The 17,812-nt window shown below is 37.4% G+C and carries 12 protein-coding genes, 4 pseudogenes and 1 other annotated feature; of the genes and pseudogenes, 9 read left to right on the forward strand and 7 right to left on the reverse strand.

Annotation, left to right across the window (positions count from 1 at the left end; genetic code table 11):
• Positions 1-80 precede the first annotated feature (80 nt).
• Positions 81-1,289: pseudogene (locus RT422_RS11290) on the reverse strand (IS3 family transposase).
• Positions 936-1,052: a sequence feature (AL1L pseudoknot), on the reverse strand. (Overlaps the previous pseudogene by 117 nt.)
• 457 nt (positions 1,290-1,746) lie before the next feature.
• Between RT422_RS11290 and RT422_RS11295 the strand changes: the two are divergent.
• Positions 1,747-3,015: a 3-phosphoshikimate 1-carboxyvinyltransferase gene (locus RT422_RS11295; protein ID WP_007115206.1), complete on the forward strand. Its 1,269-nt coding sequence runs from the start codon at positions 1,747-1,749 to the stop codon at positions 3,013-3,015.
• Between the two features lie 328 nt (positions 3,016-3,343).
• On the opposite strand, the pseudogene RT422_RS11300 reads toward RT422_RS11295, so the two are convergent.
• A pseudogene (locus tag RT422_RS11300) lies at positions 3,344-4,030 on the reverse strand (IS3 family transposase); the annotation flags it as partial.
• Between the two features lie 79 nt (positions 4,031-4,109).
• Here RT422_RS11300 and RT422_RS11305 point away from each other — a divergent pair.
• A pseudogene (locus RT422_RS11305) lies at positions 4,110-4,801 on the forward strand (IS3 family transposase); the annotation flags it as partial.
• 68 nt (positions 4,802-4,869) lie between these two features.
• Positions 4,870-5,665 (forward strand): IS5 family transposase gene (locus RT422_RS11310; protein WP_313422322.1). Its coding sequence is split into 2 segments (ribosomal slippage): positions 4,870-5,130 and positions 5,132-5,665, totalling 795 coding nucleotides; the frame shifts between segments, so codons are not numbered across the junction.
• Between the two features lie 585 nt (positions 5,666-6,250).
• Here the strand turns inward: RT422_RS11310 and RT422_RS11315 are convergent.
• On the reverse strand, positions 6,251-6,931 hold the full coding sequence (locus RT422_RS11315) for a hypothetical protein (RefSeq protein WP_007115763.1): 681 nt from the start codon (positions 6,929-6,931) through the stop codon (positions 6,251-6,253).
• A 310-nt stretch (positions 6,932-7,241) separates the two neighbouring features.
• Positions 7,242-8,003, reverse strand: a complete 762-nt coding sequence (locus tag RT422_RS11320) for a sulfite exporter TauE/SafE family protein (protein ID WP_040403392.1) — start codon at positions 8,001-8,003, stop codon at positions 7,242-7,244.
• Positions 8,004-8,134: 131 nt separating this feature from the next.
• Here RT422_RS11320 and RT422_RS11325 point away from each other — a divergent pair, with 131 nt between their 5' ends.
• Positions 8,135-9,007: a LysR family transcriptional regulator gene (locus RT422_RS11325; RefSeq protein WP_007115761.1), complete on the forward strand. Its 873-nt coding sequence runs from the start codon at positions 8,135-8,137 to the stop codon at positions 9,005-9,007.
• A gap of 151 nt (positions 9,008-9,158) precedes the next feature.
• On the opposite strand, the gene RT422_RS11330 is transcribed toward RT422_RS11325, so the two are convergent.
• Positions 9,159-9,998 (reverse strand): LysR family transcriptional regulator, encoded by an 840-nt coding sequence (locus RT422_RS11330; RefSeq protein ID WP_007115760.1) that lies wholly within the window; start codon positions 9,996-9,998, stop codon positions 9,159-9,161.
• A gap of 133 nt (positions 9,999-10,131) precedes the next feature.
• Here RT422_RS11330 and RT422_RS11335 point away from each other — a divergent pair, with 133 nt between their 5' ends.
• From RT422_RS11335 to RT422_RS11345, 3 genes are all read left to right on the forward strand, one after another.
• Positions 10,132-10,737: a LysE family translocator gene (locus RT422_RS11335; RefSeq protein ID WP_007115759.1), complete on the forward strand. Its 606-nt coding sequence runs from the start codon at positions 10,132-10,134 to the stop codon at positions 10,735-10,737.
• A gap of 316 nt (positions 10,738-11,053) precedes the next feature.
• Positions 11,054-11,920, forward strand: coding sequence for an ABC transporter ATP-binding protein (locus tag RT422_RS11340; protein WP_007115758.1), 867 nt, complete (start codon positions 11,054-11,056; stop codon positions 11,918-11,920).
• A gap of 34 nt (positions 11,921-11,954) precedes the next feature.
• On the forward strand, positions 11,955-12,569 hold the full coding sequence (locus tag RT422_RS11345; protein WP_040403385.1) for a nucleotidyltransferase domain-containing protein: 615 nt from the start codon (positions 11,955-11,957) through the stop codon (positions 12,567-12,569).
• Positions 12,570-12,604: 35 nt separating this feature from the next.
• Here the strand turns inward: RT422_RS11345 and RT422_RS11350 are convergent, their stop codons facing one another.
• Complete coding sequence (locus RT422_RS11350) at positions 12,605-14,086, reverse strand: ABC transporter ATP-binding protein (RefSeq protein ID WP_313422327.1); 1,482 nt, start codon at positions 14,084-14,086, stop codon at positions 12,605-12,607.
• Between the two features lie 818 nt (positions 14,087-14,904).
• Between RT422_RS11350 and RT422_RS11355 the strand changes: the two genes are divergently transcribed.
• Together RT422_RS11355 and RT422_RS11360 are read left to right on the forward strand one after the other, a co-directional pair.
• Positions 14,905-16,233, forward strand: coding sequence for an ABC transporter ATP-binding protein (locus tag RT422_RS11355; protein ID WP_007115755.1), 1,329 nt, complete (start codon positions 14,905-14,907; stop codon positions 16,231-16,233).
• A 543-nt stretch (positions 16,234-16,776) separates the two neighbouring features.
• Positions 16,777-17,034: a hypothetical protein gene (locus RT422_RS11360; protein ID WP_040403384.1), complete on the forward strand. Its 258-nt coding sequence runs from the start codon at positions 16,777-16,779 to the stop codon at positions 17,032-17,034.
• 451 nt (positions 17,035-17,485) lie between these two features.
• Here RT422_RS11360 and RT422_RS11365 read toward each other — a convergent pair.
• Positions 17,486-17,692, reverse strand: a pseudogene (locus tag RT422_RS11365) (transposase); the annotation flags it as partial.
• Between the last annotated feature and the right edge of the window lie 120 nt (positions 17,693-17,812).

Raw genomic sequence — 17,812 nt, forward strand, 5'->3', positions numbered from 1 at the left:
TAAAAAAATATATCAATGAACCATGTTACCAACCAGCCAAATGAACCGTCCTGGTATTATCGGAGACAGGTTTGCTTGAGTCAGGCAGCATAGCCTGACGGAATTAATGGACAATAGTAGATATTTTCTGCATCAACAGGCGATACATATCCATTGGTAGAATGCAATCGTTCATGGTTGTACCAGTGTACCCAATCAAGGGTTGCTAGCGCAACATCATTTACGCCATCCCATTCCTGTTTCAAATAATCAATCACCTCCGCTTTATACAGCCCATTCACGCTTTCAGCTAGAGCATTGTCATAAGAATCGCCTGTCGTGCCGACTGATGCGGCAAGCCCCGATTGTTTAAGCCGTTCACCGTATTTAATCGATAGATACTGGCTACCTTTATCAGAATGATGAATTACCCCGCTTGGTCTACCTCTAGCGTCTAAGGCTTGATTTAAGGCATCTAAGACCAGCTGAGTGTTCATATGATTAGATACTTTCCAACCCACAATAACTCGCTTGAACACGTCAATGACAAAGGCAGTATAGACCAAGCCTGATTTGGTCTTGATATAGGTAAAATCAGCTACCTGAGGAGCACTGCTCCGCAAGAGTCTTTTCTTGTTCGGGCTATCTGCAGTAAAGTTGCGTTTGACCAAATCGTCGGGACTTTGTTGTCCTGGTCGCTGTTTGGTGGTGATTTTGCCTTTACCCCGCCATACGCCTTGTATGCCTAGCTGTTTCATCAGGCGTTCAACGGTGCAACGACCTAATTTGGGCATACCATCTTGCTTAAGCTTATGCCAGACTTTACGAATGCCATAGCGACAGCCACTGGCTTGCCAAATCTGTTTGATTTGTGCCATGAGGTGTTTGTCGCTTTGTTTGCGATGGCTTTGTTTTTCTGGGTTATCCTGCTCATCTTTGATGCGATAGTAGGTGGATGGGGCAATTGGCAGTATTCTGCAGATTGACTCGACCCCATACTTTTTCCTTTCATCATCAATGAATTTGACCATCACTTGTGTGGGCGGCCGAGCTCCGCCTGGGCTTCAATACCGGCTGCCTTTCGAATAATTTCGTTCGCTTGTTTGAGTTCTCGGTTTTCTCGCTCAAGCTCAGCGATACGAGCCGCTTGGCTCTCAGTGCTTATAGTCACAGGATTTTGCTTAGCTAGGTGCTTTTGATGCCATGAGCGTAGGGTTTCGGGCGTGCAGCCCTTGCGCAGCATGCTGCTCAGGTGCGATGGCTTGGATGGCCGCCCACAGTGAGGGATAATCTTTTTGTGATTCAATCAGTAATTCGACGGCTCTACTCTTAACTTCTGCCCCGTATTATTTGCTTTTCATAAGGGTATTGTCTCAGAGTTTTAGGTCTCCGACAATCCCGGGACGGTTCATTATTTCAGATGTGTTTCTATCTATTATAATTACTATCATTACTAATAAAAATTTAGCTGAATTATAATACGTGCTATACCAAGGTAGCACTTTTGACGCGAAAATTTTCATTTCTTTTGAATTAGTAGTAGCGCTTAACAAAGTCATTTAGGGTTTATTCTTAAGCAGTTCTACTGGCCAATGGAATTTAAATAATTAATCAATTTTTATCACAAAAATATAAGCTTAGAATATTGAAAAATCTAATATTTTTACTAAACTTATTTTTAAATTTCGAAATTAGACTAATAAATCTGGCCCTAATTAATTTAGGATGTTGTAAACTTAGTCGTAATCTTAACTATTGGTAGGTTTCATGAAAAGTAACAATCGATCTAGCTTTGTAACCTTGTTCAAACATTCTAAACCAGTTGAAGGGGTCATTTCAGTTCCTGGTTCAAAATCATTGACAAATAGAGCTCTGATACTGGCATCAGTCGCTAATGGTCAAAGCACTTTATCAAATGTCCTAATAAGTGATGATACAGAAGTAATGATCAATGGGTTAAGACAGATGGGCGTATCTATCTCTTTTGTTGAACCTAATAAAATTCTTGTCAATTCAAATGGTAAATTATCTGAGCCGAAACAACCTATCTTTTTAGGTAATGCTGGAACCGCAACAAGATTTTTGACTGCAATGAGTTGTTTAGTAAAAGGAGAAGTAATTATTGATGGCGATGAGTATATGCGCACTCGCCCAATTCTTCCATTAGTGAATGCTCTTAAAAGTATTGGTATAGATATTCAATCAGATACAGGATGCCCACCTGTAACTATTAAAAGTAAAGGTGTTCTATCTAGTAGTGAGGTTACAATTGACGCAAACTTATCTAGCCAATATGTATCTGCCTTACTTATGCTTTCCCCTTTCAATCTTAAAGAATTTAAAATTATTCTCAAGGATAGTAATATTGGAGGGAAAGGTTATATTGATTTAACATTAAATATTATGAAGGAATTTGGAATAACAATTGAAACAATTGAAAATGGATGGCTAATAAGGAGACAATCCTATAAAGCTACAAATTATTTTATTGAACCAGATTCTTCTTCCGCAACATATATATGGGCTATAGAAAAATTAACAAATGGAAAAATTGATATCGGTTTTGAAGCAAAAAAAATGACCCAACCAGATGCAAAAGTTTATGATTTAATAAATAGCTTTCCAAATTTTCCAGATCTAATTGATGGTTCGCAATTCCAAGATGCTATTCCTACATTGGCTGTGATGGCAGCTTTTAGCAATAAAAAGGTATTATTTACAGGTATTGAGAATTTGCGAGTAAAAGAATGTGATCGAATAAAGGCAATAAAGGAAGGTTTATGCAAAATTCATCCTGAATTAGCAATAGAAATTGGGGACCAACTTTTAGTGAATGGTGAAATTGATATCTATAATATTAAAAATCTTAATGTATTAATTGATAGCTATGATGATCATCGTATTGCAATGTCTTTTTCATTAGCAGGAATACTTATAGATGGTATTTCTATTAGTAACTACAACTGCGTATCAAAAACATATCCTAGTTATTGGAAAAGTCTTCAAAGTTTAGGTATTCAAATGAATTTTACATAAATTCTTTTTAAATATATAATGCGCTATCTACTAACCTTATACAATTAAAGTTATAAGGTTAGAGTTGCATCTATAACTTTAAAAAATTCCAATATCTTTAAAAATTTTGTGAATTGGGTCAGAAAAATTTTTTTTATTAAAATCTTGTCTTACATCTGAACTTAAAATATTGTTACGTATTGTAAAGCCTTTTTCCTTAAATACCATATCGATTCTACTATCTTTATATGCATCTGGATTATAAAGAGAATTAATAGTATTTTCTAAAAACTTAAATAAGTGTTCATGTACTTTCTTTAAGGTACTCCCCAATGTCTAGACCAAATAATCACAAAATTAAGATAGAATTGGGTTGATAAAGCACAGTATTAACCGAACTATTGTTATCTAAATAAACCTGTGCAGGGGTATGGTAATCAAGCGACTGATGCAACCGCTCATAATTATAAAACTCAAAATAGTCTTTCAAACCAACTCTAGCTTGACTGACTGTATCAAACTGGCGTAAATACACGCATTCGTACTTTACTGATCGCCACAGTCTTTCTACAAAGATATTATCCAACGCCCTGCCGCGACCGTCCATGCTTACAGCAATGCCCGAATCAATGAGTGGCGTGGTAAATCTTGGACTGGTAAACTGCGAACCTTGGTCGGTATTAAAAATATCACAGCGTAACCCATTGTGCAGTAATTTACCCACCGTATCAATGCAGAAATCTGCCTCAAGCGTGGTAGATAGCGACCAACCTAAAACATAACGGCTATACCAATCAATCACCGCCATCAAATACACAAAGCCCTTAGACAGGCGGATGTATGTGATATCGGTACTCCATACTTGATTACAGCGGGTGATGGGTACATTTCTAAGCAAATACGGGTAAACTTGATGCTCAGGATTAGGTTTACTTGTGTTAGGATGCTGGTAGATGGCATCGAGTCCCATTTGTCTTAATAGTCGCCTGACTCGCTTTTGCCCCACTGGATGACCCAATTGCTTAAGGTGAGCAGTCTATAATACTCCCCAAAAACTAGACCAAAAAATCATAGCAAATAAGATAGAATAGCCCTTAAGCAAAGAGGTCTATCTAATGACAAAAGTTCGTAAACGTCACAATGCTGAATTTAAAAGCAAAGTTGCTGTTGAAGCCATCAAAGAGCAAAAGACAATCAATGAGCTGACTGCAGAATACGGTGTTCATGCCACCCAAATCAGCAACTGGAAAAAGCAAGCCTTGGCTGTCATACCAAGTGCCTTTAACACCAAACAGCAAGATAACGAACAAGCCCAGCAAGCTATTATTGATGAACTCCATCGGCAGCTTGGGCAAGTCATTAGCGAGAGGGACTGGCTTAAAAAAAAGTCCTCACAGCTCACTTAGAGTCTCGTAAACAACTGCTAGAACCTGACAGCAAGGACTTTAGTACCCGTAAACAATGCGAACTACTCGGTATTAACCGCTCAAGCCTGTACTATCAGCCAAAGCCCATCAGTAAGCTTGATATCACCTTGATGAACTTGCTTGACGAGCAATATACCAAAGCCCCATTTTACGGGGTAAAGCGTATGACTGCTCACCTTAAGCAATTGGGTCATCCAGTGGGGCAAAAGCGAGTCAGGCGACTATTAAGACAAATGGGACTCGATGCCATCTACCAGCATCCTAACACAAGTAAACCTAATCCTGAGCATCAAGTTTACCCGTATTTGCTTAGAAATGTACCCATCACCCGCTGTAATCAAGTATGGAGTACCGATATCACATACATCCGCCTGTCTAAGAACCTGTTCACGATTAAAAAATATGCTAGGATAAGCGACATAATCAATTAATAACCGAATCAATCACCTTGAGAAAAGCCTATCCAAGCGACATTAGCCGAAAACAATTTGAGCACATACTACCGATTTTAGAAAGTGCTCGGAAGAAGACCAAACCAAGAACGGTTGACCTTTACGACGTATTTTGTGGGTTATTGTATGTACTAAGAACAGGTTGCCAATGGCGACAGCTGCCCCATGACTTTCCCAAATGGCGCACCGTCCACTCATACTTTCAGAAATGGAGCGAGCTTGATGAAGAAGGCAACAGCATTCTTGACCAAGCCTTAAAAAAAATTGGTCAAAAAAGCGCGAAAGAAGCACAAACGTAAGGGCAAAACCAGTTTTATCATTATCGATGCTCAAAGCGTTAAGAACACAGATACTGCTAAGTACAAAGGTTATGATGCAGGAAAGAAAGTATCAGGGATTAAGCGCCATATTGCAGTAGACAGCCAAGGCTTGCCCCATGCTATCTGTATTACCACTGCCAATATCACCGACCGTGACGGTGCTACAACGTTACTTCGTCAAAATACCAAACGATTAAGCCGCGTAAAAAATGTGATGGTTGATGGCGGTTATCGAGGTGAGCCATTTGCTAATAGTGTTAAATCTATTTTAGGCGAAACCGTTACCACAGAAATTGCCAAAATAGATGAACTGCATATGTTTAAAGTCATACCAAAGCGATGGGTTGTAGAACGTTCGTTTGCTTGGCTTGAGAAAAATAGACGTCTATGGAAAAACTGTGAGCGTCTTTTAAATTCGAGCCTTCAATTTACCAATCTTGCTTTCATTGCTTTGTTATTGAAAAGATTGTGAACAGGTTCTAAGATTCAAATAAAAAAGGCGCGGTTATTTGGCTTTTTTAGGAAGTAAATGGGATCACCTAAAACTCGGCCTATTCTATATGCTAAGGAGTTTTAGCGATTATTTCACCATTAAAAATTTTCGTGTTTACGGTGCGTTAATTAAGCGAGAAAGATCAAGTGTTCAGAATATTAATATTTCATTTCTAAACCGGCTATTCATAAGTCCATAAATAAAAATAAAAGTAAGAATTATCCAGCTAATCAGTGCAAAAAACCTAATCTGCTCACTTGACCAATCAAAGGCAAACCAACCTATTATAAAAAATGATTTCCAGCCTTCAATTTTTTTTGCTCCCCCCCCCAAGAGATAATCCATTTATAAAAAAGACTGAGCAATAGATATAAAATAAACCAACTTAGCAAAATTCGATTCCTAATGAAAAATTATAAAAAATTTGTTTAAAGAATATTTCAAAGTAACCGCAGATTAATCCTAGCGTTGCGCTAATTTATCATCTCCAAATGATCTATGAAATTCCTCAATAGGCTTTATGGTTCAAACTTTATACCAACCTGTAGTATCACGTTTGTTCCCTTAACGACACCCTAACACCACATTGATTAATTTCTCAAAACTAACCGATAGCTGGACTTCATATAAATTCTCATTTTCTAGCTTATCAAATAGCGCTACCACGAAAACCGCTTGCCCTGATGGTAAAATATCTACTCGCCATTTAAAGCACTTTGATTCAGGATTTTTACCAGAATACGTGGTACCAATATCAAGCGCGAACGAACACTTGGTTTTAAACCCAGCATTTTGCATCGTAGTAATAAATGCTTGAGCATCTGCTGCACTATGAACATTGATAAGCTTGGCTATCTGACCGATCTGTTGGATGATTCCATCAAACTCTACCTCATCAAAGGTGAATATACAACTCCAGACTGCTTTTGATAGGATTTGCTCAAAGGTGTAAACTGGCACTAAATCCGTAATTAATGGCGTAGTATAAAAAGGTGTTTGCACCCCACCAATCTTATCAAAAATCTGTGCAATCCGTTCAGGGGTATAACTGCGGATTTGACTGGCAATCAAGTTGCCGTCATCGTCTGAAAGCTCATCAACATTACGCGCAGCAATTAACACAAAGTGCTGTTTGGTAACAAGAGACTCTAATAAACGTGCTTCACTAAACGGTGTCAATTTAACAATCATATCCTGAGTCTTGCTATCTAATGTAGTGATTGTTTGTTCTTGTGCTGAATTCATAGATTGAGATCCTATCAAATTTTTAACGGCAATTTATTATCCGATGAATTAAGCGATACACCAAGACAGTCATTCATACTATACGACATTTTGTGTCGCTTTACTTTAAATGGTATTTAATCTTAGCGAGTGTTTCGCTTAGCTTAGTTTGCATGTAGGTTGTTTAGGGTGGTGTTGAAACCGATTTACTAAATAGCGAATGACAAAGTATTTATTACAATAATGCTTGTGATTAAAGGATCGTCGCAGTTGTAGCGCTTACAATGATTTAAAAACTGTGCATTACAAAGACATTTTGAGCAATTGACAATTAAAACAGCGTCAGCGCCATACGCGTGATTAATAGCATTAAAAGCATTAAAAAAAACCATCGGATAAATCCATTGCCATATCTAAGTGCCAAATAAACCCCAACGATAGACCCGCTTACATTGCATAGCGCCACTAACCAACCGATATGCCATAAAACATGTCCTGACGGGATAAAAAATAGCAAGGCTGAGGTAAACGTCGCTAAATTTACTACCTTTGTATAAGCAGAGGCTTGCACAAAATTAAATCCAAAGACTTTGACAAACATAAATAGCAACAAACTGCCGCTACCCGCCCCAAAAATACCATCGTAAAAACCAATTAATCCGCCAAATAAAATGCCCAATACAATTTGCTTTAAGCCCCATGACACTTTAGTCTGCTCGGCGCCTAACGTCTTATTCATAAACGTATAAATCGCCATAACGATCAATAGCACAAACACCCCATAGCGCAGGAGGGTCTGTGGCACCTGATCGATTATGCAAGCCCCTAAAAATGCAAAAACAAAAGCTGACAGTAGCGTAGGGAGTAAAAGTTGCCACTTAAACGCAATATTAGGGATATATCTACCAATGGCACTGGCAGTACCGGCCCAAACGGCTAATTTATTAGTGCCTAAAATGGTGGCAATGCTTTGATGGGGTAGGGCATTTAATAATGCAGGAATTTGAACGAGACCACCGCCACCGACACTGGCATCAATAAGGCCTGCACAAAAAGCAAAGCCGCCTAGCACTACCATGGTTGTATCTATCATTTCCATTACCCATTTTTATTAAAACCACAAACAATACCTGCTATCAGGCTTAGCGCCTAAATTACGGTAATTGAATGATGAATACAAATGACTTATATTGAGTTGGTCATTCAGTAAAAGTGAATAGATCGATGGAATTATCACAGCTAAAAATGTTTAAAGCAGTGGCACAAACAGGCAGTATTGTAAAAGCCTCTGAGCGGTTACATTGCGTGCCTTCAAACATCACGACGCGTCTTAAACAGCTTGAGGATGAGCTTGGTACCCAATTATTTATTCGCCATGGTAGGGGGTTAGTCATTAGCCCAGATGGCATTACCTTTTTAAGCTACGTTGATCAGATTCTAGGCTTGTGTGACGAAGCGTGTCATGCGCTTGGCCCTACCGCTAGTCCTACCGGGACATTAAAAATTGGTGCGATAGAATCGTTTGCAACGGCGAGACTGCCAAAGCTATTAGCTGACTACCATGATCGTTACCCATCCGTCGATATTGAGTTTAGTACAGGTACTTGGCAAATGCTGATCAAAGCGGTGAGTGATTTACAGTTAGATGGCGCCATCATCGCGGTTAAGCCTGATCAACCTGATATTAATTTTTTAGAGATTTATCAAGAAGCCTTGGTGGTGGTTGCCCATGCGTCGTTGGGTAGGGTGGGCTGTGCTCATGATTTACGACATCAACAAATCTTTATGTGGCCGGTAGGTTGCCCTTATCGTGCTGCTTTAACGCATTGGCTCAGCTTACATCAAGTTGAGGTACAAATAACTAGCATTGCTAGCTACGCGACGATTTTAGCCTGTGTGAGTGCGGGTGCTGGTATTACTTTATTACCAAAAGCTGTATACGAGCAGTTTAGCGGGATAGGAAACTTACAATGTTATTGTTTTAACGATTTATTGCCTATTCATAGTTATTTTATTTGGAATCATCGCATACGACATCATCCAGCAAGGCAAGCTTGGATTGATTTGTTAAAAGCATCTACTAACCATGGGCGGTAGCTTGATTATTAACTTAAATAAATCACTGCTTGGCAAAGTTGTTTGCCGCTACGTTGCCACACCTAGATTAGGTCAGCGCTAGCGCATTTTAGGTGTTAAGCTTGGATTAACCACAGGGGGTAGTTAGATCGTATTTATGTTTATACCATATTCACAACTGCTGTCTCAGCCATGCTAAAAATGCCATTTTTTGTGCATCTTGTTCAAAAGGTGTATCAGATAACAAATAATACGCTGACCCGTCTAAGATAGGCGGCGTAGTACTAATTAGCAGTCCTGCCTGTAATTCTTTTTCCACCATCATCGCTGAGACCCAAGCTGTACCCAGCCCTGCGAGTGCTGCTTCAATACACAAATAAAAATGCTCTAAATAGCGTTTCTCATAACTTGCCACATCGCCTAATGATGCTTGAGCGATAAATCGCTCTAACTGCGGTCTCGAAGAGGATAGAAATAGGGTAGGCGTTGGGAGTAGATTGGGATTGAATACGGCCACCATCTGCTCATCAACAAGTTTTTGGGCATAAATATGCTCGCCCCAATCAAAATCATTACGGCGTATCGCCACATCAATGCCTTTTTGCTTAAAATCCACAGCGCCCCCTGCCGTGAGTAGCACAATCTCAAATCCAAATTCACTGGCATTGAAATTTGCCAGTTTTGGAATCAGCCATTTCATTGATAACGTTGGCTCACAGGATACGACCAATTGTGTTTTCTTCATGGGCTGCTGTAAATCAATCAAACAGGCATCTAACTGCTTAAACACGTTTTCACAGCAAGCGTATAAGGTTTTACCTGACTCAGTCAGCTTTAAGCTTTTATTTACTCTATCAAACAGTTGAATATTTAACAATTGCTCTAAATTCTTGATCTGTTTACTGACCGCACTTTGGGTAACATGTAGCTTATCAGCCGCGACCGTTACGCTACCAAAATACGCCACATAATAAAAAAACTTTAACGCGTTAAGAGAGATGCGTTCAACCATGCTAAAAACTCATCAATTGTCATGCCAATAAGTCGATTTTAGGCGAATTAGGCTTATGTCACAATGCTTGTACTAAAAGTAACCAGTTAAATGATTAACGAAAATTCATGTAAATATCAAAAGCGAGTGTTCTATGGCAGAGTTTTTAGCAGTTGCCCTTATTACTATTTTGGCCGTGATCAGTCCTGGGGCAGATTTTGCGATTGTGACGAAAAATAGTTATTTATATGGCCGACAGACCGGGTTATTGACCGCAATCGGTATTGCGTTAGGGGTACTGGTGCATGTCAGTTATACCTTAGTGGGTGTTGCTGTAGTATTAAAGTTTGCCCCCAATCTTTTAACCTACATTAAGTATTTAGGGGCGTTTTATCTTATTTATATTGGCTATAAAACCTTTACTCAATTACCTGTGGCAGATACTAATCGTTCAAATCCGCTAAGCAAACGCCAAGCCTTGCAGTATGGCTTTTTCACCAATGCGTTAAATCCCAAAACGACGTTGTTTGTGGTCAGCACTTATACACAGATTGTGAGTAGTTTAACGCCCAAGGCAGTTTTAATTGGTTATGGCTTGTTTATGTCATTGGCGCATTTTGTGTGGTTTGCGATGGTTGTGTTGGTATTTTCTCAGCAGCAATTGCGTCAACAGATGCTGCAACGACAAGTAGTTATCAATCGGGTGATTGGGTTGATACTGGTAATGCTAGGTATATTTTTATTGCTAGCCCATGTGTAAGATTTAACAATCGGCTTTTTGGCACATTATTTAATCTTTATAAAACACCAATTATGAAATTATTTGTTCATATTCTACAGATTTCTAAAAAGCTGTCGTCTATAAAACCACCGTTTTTAGACTTACTAGTAATAAAATGTTCAACAAAATTCCTTAGCGTGCTATTCTTGCCGAATTCTGTGCTGACTTCAATATGATCGAAAATTTGACTCAACAGGTTTTTATCAAATTTTTTCTGAATCAATGCGTTGGTTATTATTTTCAGTTATTCCATGAATTTTAACAAAGAAAGCCTATCTGATATTGCCTTTTATCAATGAAACTGCTGCAACACATTACCTTAGCTAAAGCATCCTATGGCCTTATCCTGCTCACGGTGATATTCGCCTTATCATCTATTGCGTTATCTGTAGTGACGCCAGTTTTACTTAAGCAGCTTGTCGATAGTTTACCTACGCACACACAAGTGCCTTGGCTAGCTATTATTTTACTGGCTAGTGCTTTTATTTTTTCACAAATCTTCGCTGAATTACGTTGGTGGGCGTATTCGAATGCTGATGAAAACAACTTTACTCAGCATATTGAAAAAATCCTGTCTGAATCTAACGACATGAGCGCCATACGCGCCCATAAATCGGCACTCGGTAATCGGCTATTTATCTCAACTACATTATTTACATTTACCCCAATTGTAGTCGAGGTAATACTTGGCAGTATATTAGTATTCAATTTGATGCCACCGTCTTATGCGCTTATTTATCTATCAGCCGCCTTGCTACAGCTAAGTGTTGGCGTACTCTTCACTTATAGACTTAATCCCATTTTTACTAATACTCGTGAACTAGAAGTCGCATACTTTCAAGCCTTAAGTAACGATGATAGAGAAATAAATAGGTTGAAACTGCCCATTCAAGCGTGGTACCAAGGTATTAAGCGTATTAATATGATGAGAACGATGGTTAAGACGACAAGCTTGATTTGGCCCACTATCGGCTTAATCATCATTAATATACTGGCTACTAAAGATTTTCAGCTAAAGCAAATGTCATTGGGAGATATTTTAGCGATTAATACCTATTTGCTGCAATCAAGCACGAAGATTGATATGGTTTCAAATTCATTACGGGATGCTATCATGGCAAGAAATGATATCTTTGCAGCGTTTAAAGAGGAGAAAACTTAATGGTTACTTTTTGGTGAAACTAAGAGGACTAATCTTGTTACCTGTTGAAATTACACAAGCTGTTCGCTATCTATCAAAAAAATACCCAATGGCAACGGTATTGCTATATGGTTCTTATGCCGTTAACCTGCACACGGCTAATAGCGATATTGACTTGATCGTCTTTACCAATATTAGCAAAGCCATCCATGAGACCACTGAATTTAACCTTCACCTGCTTGATGCCTGGGTCTACGATAAAGACAGTATAAACAGTATTGACAACTATTTACACATTTACCCATTTATTACATTACGTGATGATTTTTCGATCGCTCGTGAACTTGAGCAAAGGATTGTAGAACATCGTCGCCTTATTGCTGTAAAGCCTACAGATTATGAGAAAACACAGTTGATGCTTTGGCTCAATAAAATGCTACAACGTGCAAGAGAAGACGACATTATTGGTCAGTATCGCTATAACACGCTTCTTAATGACTTACCTGAGCTATACTGTCGTTTCAAAGGTTTATATTATGATGGTCCTATAAAGACTATAAGAATCATGCAAGGAAACGATCCTTCATTATTTGACATCTATAGTCAACTATTACTTACACCAAAAAACTGCCAATTACTTAGTAGCTTATATGCTAAATTGAGTACTTAAAATAGACAAACTAAATAAACTTGTTAATCGGTCAATTATTCATACATCGCCGCTTGTGTTAACCACAACTCTTTGAAGACACCTGTTTCTTGTTTTAAAATCGTAGGATCACCGTCCTGTACCAAGGAGCCTTGATCAATGACTAACACTCTATCAACACTATTAATTGAGCCTAATCGATGGGTGATCATAAAACTTAGTTTGCCCGTAGAAAGCTGTCTAAATGCATCATACAGCTTAATTTCTGTTTTAGGGTCAATAGCGGATGTGGGTTCATCGAGAATAATTAAAGAACTAGTAGCATTCATACAGCGTAGAATAGCTAATTTTTGCCACTGCCCACCTGAAAGCTCAACACCATCAAATGCTCTACCAATTAAAGTATCCAATGAGGCAGTGGGTAACAGCCCTAATTCTTGCTTAACTGCTTGCTGATTGGGTGCGGGCTGATGGTTTAACATAATATTTTCATTAATGGTCATAGTAAATTTTGCAAAATCTTGGAATACCGCACCCATGCAGGCTCTAAGTTCACTAATTTTATAAGCTTTAATGTTCTCACCATTGATTAAAATTTGCCCTTCACTGACATCCCAAAATCGGCAAATCAAACTCACCAACGTGGATTTTCCCGCCCCATTGTGTCCGACAATCGCAATCGATTCCCCTTTCCTTGCCGAAAAGCTGATATTTTTTAAAATGGGTTTATCAGTATTAGGGTAGGTAAAGCCAACATGAATGAATTCAATACGCTCAATACGTTGAATTGATAAGTTGCCATCTATGATATTCTCCTCATAAGCTAAAAACGCAAAGTACTTCTCAAAATAATCCAAAATTTCATAGGTTAGTGAACTGGTCTGGATAACAGATTCTAGGCGATTATTGAGCATCATAATTGATTGTAGCAGTACAACTGCAGAGGATAAGGTAATGGCAGCAACAGCTGCTTGTTGATATAACGCAAATAGCACCAAACTTAGTACAACTACCGCTATGATCTGAAAAGGTATGGGTTTGGTAAAGATTTTAAATTGTGCCTGTTGTAACTCGCTATAAACCTGTTTGAATGCTTGTTGATATTTATCCACGATTAATGGATTAGCATTAAATAAGTGACTGTCTTTTTGGGTCTCTCGTGAAAAAGCTAATGAAGCGAAATAATCCATTAGCCGACTTTGCTTTCCCGAGCTTATTAAGGCACGCCAACTAAATGACATAACTTGAAAATTAGCATAGGCCAACGGCGTGGCGGCCAGCAATATGGCAAAGGGAATCCACCATTTGATTGAAAACAACATAGCAAATAACGCAGCAACAGTAACGGTTTCTCTGGTCAAATTCACTAGATTTACCATGAAATTGGTCGGTCTGAATTTTGATTGGCTCTTTAAGACAGCGATATCGTCTTGGATATTGGTATCATCATATACCTGTAGCCCGTTGAAGGAAGCATTCTTAGCCATTAATTTATTGATCACGCTATTGGTCACTAATTGGTTGATATGAGTTTGCAAATAATTAACCAATGGCTCGAGCAAGCTAGGCAGCAGCATACTCACGCCCCAAATGCCTAAGGTTGTTAAAATGGCATGTTGCGCTTGTGAATGATTAAAAAGAGCTATCATTTGTCCTGTTGCGTAGACATTAACAGCGGGCATAAGACCTGTGACAAGTAAGCAGATTGCCATGGCAGTATGGTAACGAGGACAGGCAAAGAATACTTCACGTAAGGCAGCAGCGAAGATGCTAAATTTTTGGCGCATGGCTATGATTCTAATAGATTAAATCTGGTTTATTTTTTTCAATGATCTATTATACTAAACATAAGTTGTGCATACTATTTAAAATCATTTTTTATAAGCAGGTATGTAACCAAAAATACTTAGAACAGCTTCTCATCTGGTCGCAAAGAGGGCAACACATGCTGGCTAACTTTGATGACAATGCAATGGTTGTTTATCAAGCTTATTGATCTACTACCGATTATGCGTTAAAACACTAACAGTTTGGGCGTGATTTTAAATTTAGTCGCATGAGCTAGATAAATCCCAATTTTCTTTAGATGATGTATCGCTATGGCTGGGCAACTAAAGAAGGACAGGAGCGAGTATTGGGTGTTTGAATTAAAAAAACTCTATCTAATAAGTTATTGGCGTTTACAGTGGTATCGAGTTTTGAGAAAAGTCGTTATTCAAGCCGTTAGTAATGGCAGCAGGCTGTTAGTCTTTCGTGTTTATTAGATTGTAAATACAGTCAAACACTCGAAACCTTGCCCTTTGTATTATAAGTCAGACTTTTAAAAGTAGTAATTACAATTAATAGCTATACTAATATGATATCTAAAAATAAATTCTTGAAAGCTGCGATAGTTTTGGTACTTGTACAGCAAATTTTATTGGCTATTTCTACGTATCTAGTTGCGCTCGCGGGAAAGTCGCTTGGAAACGGTAAAGCTGCTGACACTCTACTATATATAATGTGGTTTTTTATAATTGCTCTACTAGCTTATATTAGTAGCTCCTTTAATAATTTTTTAGTTTTAAAACTAAAAAATTCATTATGGAAAGATTACATACAACTGTTTTTTAAAAAACATTGTCTTACTCAAGATTTCAATACGATTGAGAATAAAAATCAGACGACAGCTTGGCTCAGTGGGGAAGCCAACTTAACTATTGAGGAAATTTCATATTTTATTATAGATACCGTTTCCATGTATTTAAACGTAGTTTTCACGTTTGCGATATTTTTATTCACACTAGGTCGTATTTATTCAGCAATTATTGCTATTTCTTTAGTTAGTTCTTTAATTCTTGTATCGCTTTTGAATAACAAGATAGAGCAATTAGCCAGTAAAAGCCAGACTGAAAGGTTAAGTATAAATACGTATCTACCTACTCATTGGGACTATTTACTTAACAGTAGTACTAAATTTTTAAACAATTCTCAAAAAGAGTTAAATTCAAGATTACAGAGTTTATTTGTTACTTTAGAGAAATATACGCTTTGGGAGCAATTACTTGCTACCATACCAATAATAATAAGTGTGCCTTTGCTAGTGTTTTATATTTTTTCCAGTCAATCAACACAGAATCTTGCTAAATTAGGAGTGCTTTTAGCTGTATTACCTAGAACGTTACAATTGTTAGGCAATGTTCATGAATTAAGTATCAGTAATAGCAGACTAATATTTATTCGTTCAAAATATAAAAGGTTATTAAGTTTTTCTTTGATTGAAAATAAACCTGAAAGTAATATAACTGCTGAGAAGATACAAATATTTGATGGTATAACAAGAAGATATATTAGCACTCATGAGTTACAGGAAATAGTTAAACACAAAAGATTCTATGGTAGGGTGCTGATAACTGGGGACAATGGCTCAGGTAAGTCATCATTAATAAAGACATTAAAATCTTTAGAAAAAAATTCAGTTATCATTTCGCCTGAGTCTGAATTTAATTTCCAGCAGATCAAAGCGTCTACTGGGCAAAGGCAATTGGAAAAGATAAATTTCTTTTTACAAGAGGACTTTAATGTAATTTTTTTAGATGAATGGACAGCAAATTTGGACACTGCTAATATTAATATGATAAATAACTTATTAAATGAAGCTGCAACAAGAATGCTAATTATTGAAGTGGTACATAAAAATCAATAAAATCACTTGTTATTGTTGAAAATTTGAACCACTGATTCAGTCAGTGGTTTTATCATATTTGACTTTCAATAATAACCAGTATTATTTATTTCAATGAAATCCTATGAATAAAATTTCCAGTACACGTTTGCTTTTTGGATATTCTCTTAATCATAAAACATTCAAAAAAATATTTTGCATAATTTATTTGCTTTTTTTGGTTCCTAGAAATATGGATAGTGAATAAGATGTTGACCTTCTCCCACATGTATAGTAAACATTACTGAAACTGACGGATTAAACTCTGCTCTAATCAATATGTTGTTTACCAAGGCTCATCATTATGGAGGGGCTAAAAAGGTGTTTAGGTTGGACCTATGAAACGGAATACGCCGATACCGTGAGGACAATATCCCTGCTCCCCAGTATCTCGGCATTACAGCTAGAGACTTGGCTGTACTTGAAAAGATAGTGGTGGATTATTGGAAGCAATAGCTTGAAAATATATAAATAGGTCTCAATCTTAAAAAAAGGCAATTTTGCTTAATTAACAGAGGATTAAAAATGAGAGTTGATAAAATGTGGAAAATGGCAGGAAACCTTGACCGTATTCAAGAATTAAAAGATGCAGGTTTTGGTTATAATGGTATTGCAGGAATTTTTACCGATGAAGGAATTCCATTAACAAGTGAAGTAGTTAAATCACTTCATGAAAATGCTCCTTTATTACAAGATAAAGGGCTTGACAAAAAAGTGGTGAAAAAATTGATTAAACAGAAAAATTCTAATCCTAATCTTATTGAGCCAGTAGTAATAGCATAATTAATTACTTGGTGTTAAAAATTAATTACTTGGTGTTAAAACCGCTTAAAATTTAATTTTAAGCGGTTTTAACACCACAAGGTGCATCGATAGCAAAATTACCTTACAAAGCGTTTAGAAACGTTTTTAAAGGCTATTTCGACAAGAAATTAAATAAGTTAAAACATTGGGTTTTTTGATAAGGCATTAAAAGTATCCACTAGTGTATCGATTTTAGTTGTATGATGCAAATTTCAGCCTTGAATCGATTTACGATTGAATTTGGCGATAGAGTTGAACCTTATCTTTAACTCAAGTGGCAGTTACACAGATTCCGAAAAGGTCTCCAATTTTGTAATAAAGAACTCGCTTTTACTCAAATTTAACTTTTTACTATCATAAGCATGTTATTCGAAGAGTCTACCTTTAGACGCTTTAATTTATGACGCGTTAAATAGGTTCTGTTGAACATTCAAAGCTTCAGCCAATGATAAACAAAGGCTAGAGCGACCAAATTCTCATAATTACGTTTAAGCTTCTCATACCTTGTCGCAATACTCCGATAATGCTTAATACGGCAGAAAGCATTTTCAACCAAATGACGAGACTTGTATAAATGCCAATCCATATGTTCATTTGATAGTTTAGTGTTCCGCTTTCTTGGAATATTAGCTATGGTTTTGTAACTCTCCCCTAAAATAAAACAGCTCAAACGTAGAATTTCTTATAAACTGACGATAAGGCGTTTTAGCATGAGCAAACGAATGACAGAAAGCCAGATCGTAGCGATCTTAAAAGA

Origin of the sequence: Moraxella sp. CTOTU49803, from assembly GCF_032097965.1 — a bacterium.
Taxonomy (GTDB): Bacteria; Pseudomonadota; Gammaproteobacteria; order Pseudomonadales; family Moraxellaceae; genus Faucicola; species Faucicola tetraodonis.

Bases quoted from the DNA above. Each gene is read 5' to 3' on its own strand.
- RT422_RS11295 (WP_007115206.1), top strand. From the start codon at position 1,747: ATGAAAAGTAACAATCGATCTAGCTTTGTAACCTTGTTCAAACATTCT.
- RT422_RS11335 (WP_007115759.1), top strand. From the start codon at position 10,132: ATGGCAGAGTTTTTAGCAGTTGCCCTTATTACTATTTTGGCCGTGATC.
- RT422_RS11330 (WP_007115760.1), bottom strand. From the start codon at position 9,998: ATGGTTGAACGCATCTCTCTTAACGCGTTAAAGTTTTTTTATTATGTG.
- RT422_RS11325 (WP_007115761.1), top strand. From the start codon at position 8,135: ATGGAATTATCACAGCTAAAAATGTTTAAAGCAGTGGCACAAACAGGC.
- RT422_RS11320 (WP_040403392.1), bottom strand. From the start codon at position 8,003: ATGATAGATACAACCATGGTAGTGCTAGGCGGCTTTGCTTTTTGTGCA.
- RT422_RS11355 (WP_007115755.1), top strand. From the start codon at position 14,905: ATGATATCTAAAAATAAATTCTTGAAAGCTGCGATAGTTTTGGTACTT.
- RT422_RS11315 (WP_007115763.1), bottom strand. From the start codon at position 6,931: ATGAATTCAGCACAAGAACAAACAATCACTACATTAGATAGCAAGACT.
- RT422_RS11360 (WP_040403384.1), top strand. From the start codon at position 16,777: ATGAGAGTTGATAAAATGTGGAAAATGGCAGGAAACCTTGACCGTATT.
- RT422_RS11340 (WP_007115758.1), top strand. From the start codon at position 11,054: ATGAAACTGCTGCAACACATTACCTTAGCTAAAGCATCCTATGGCCTT.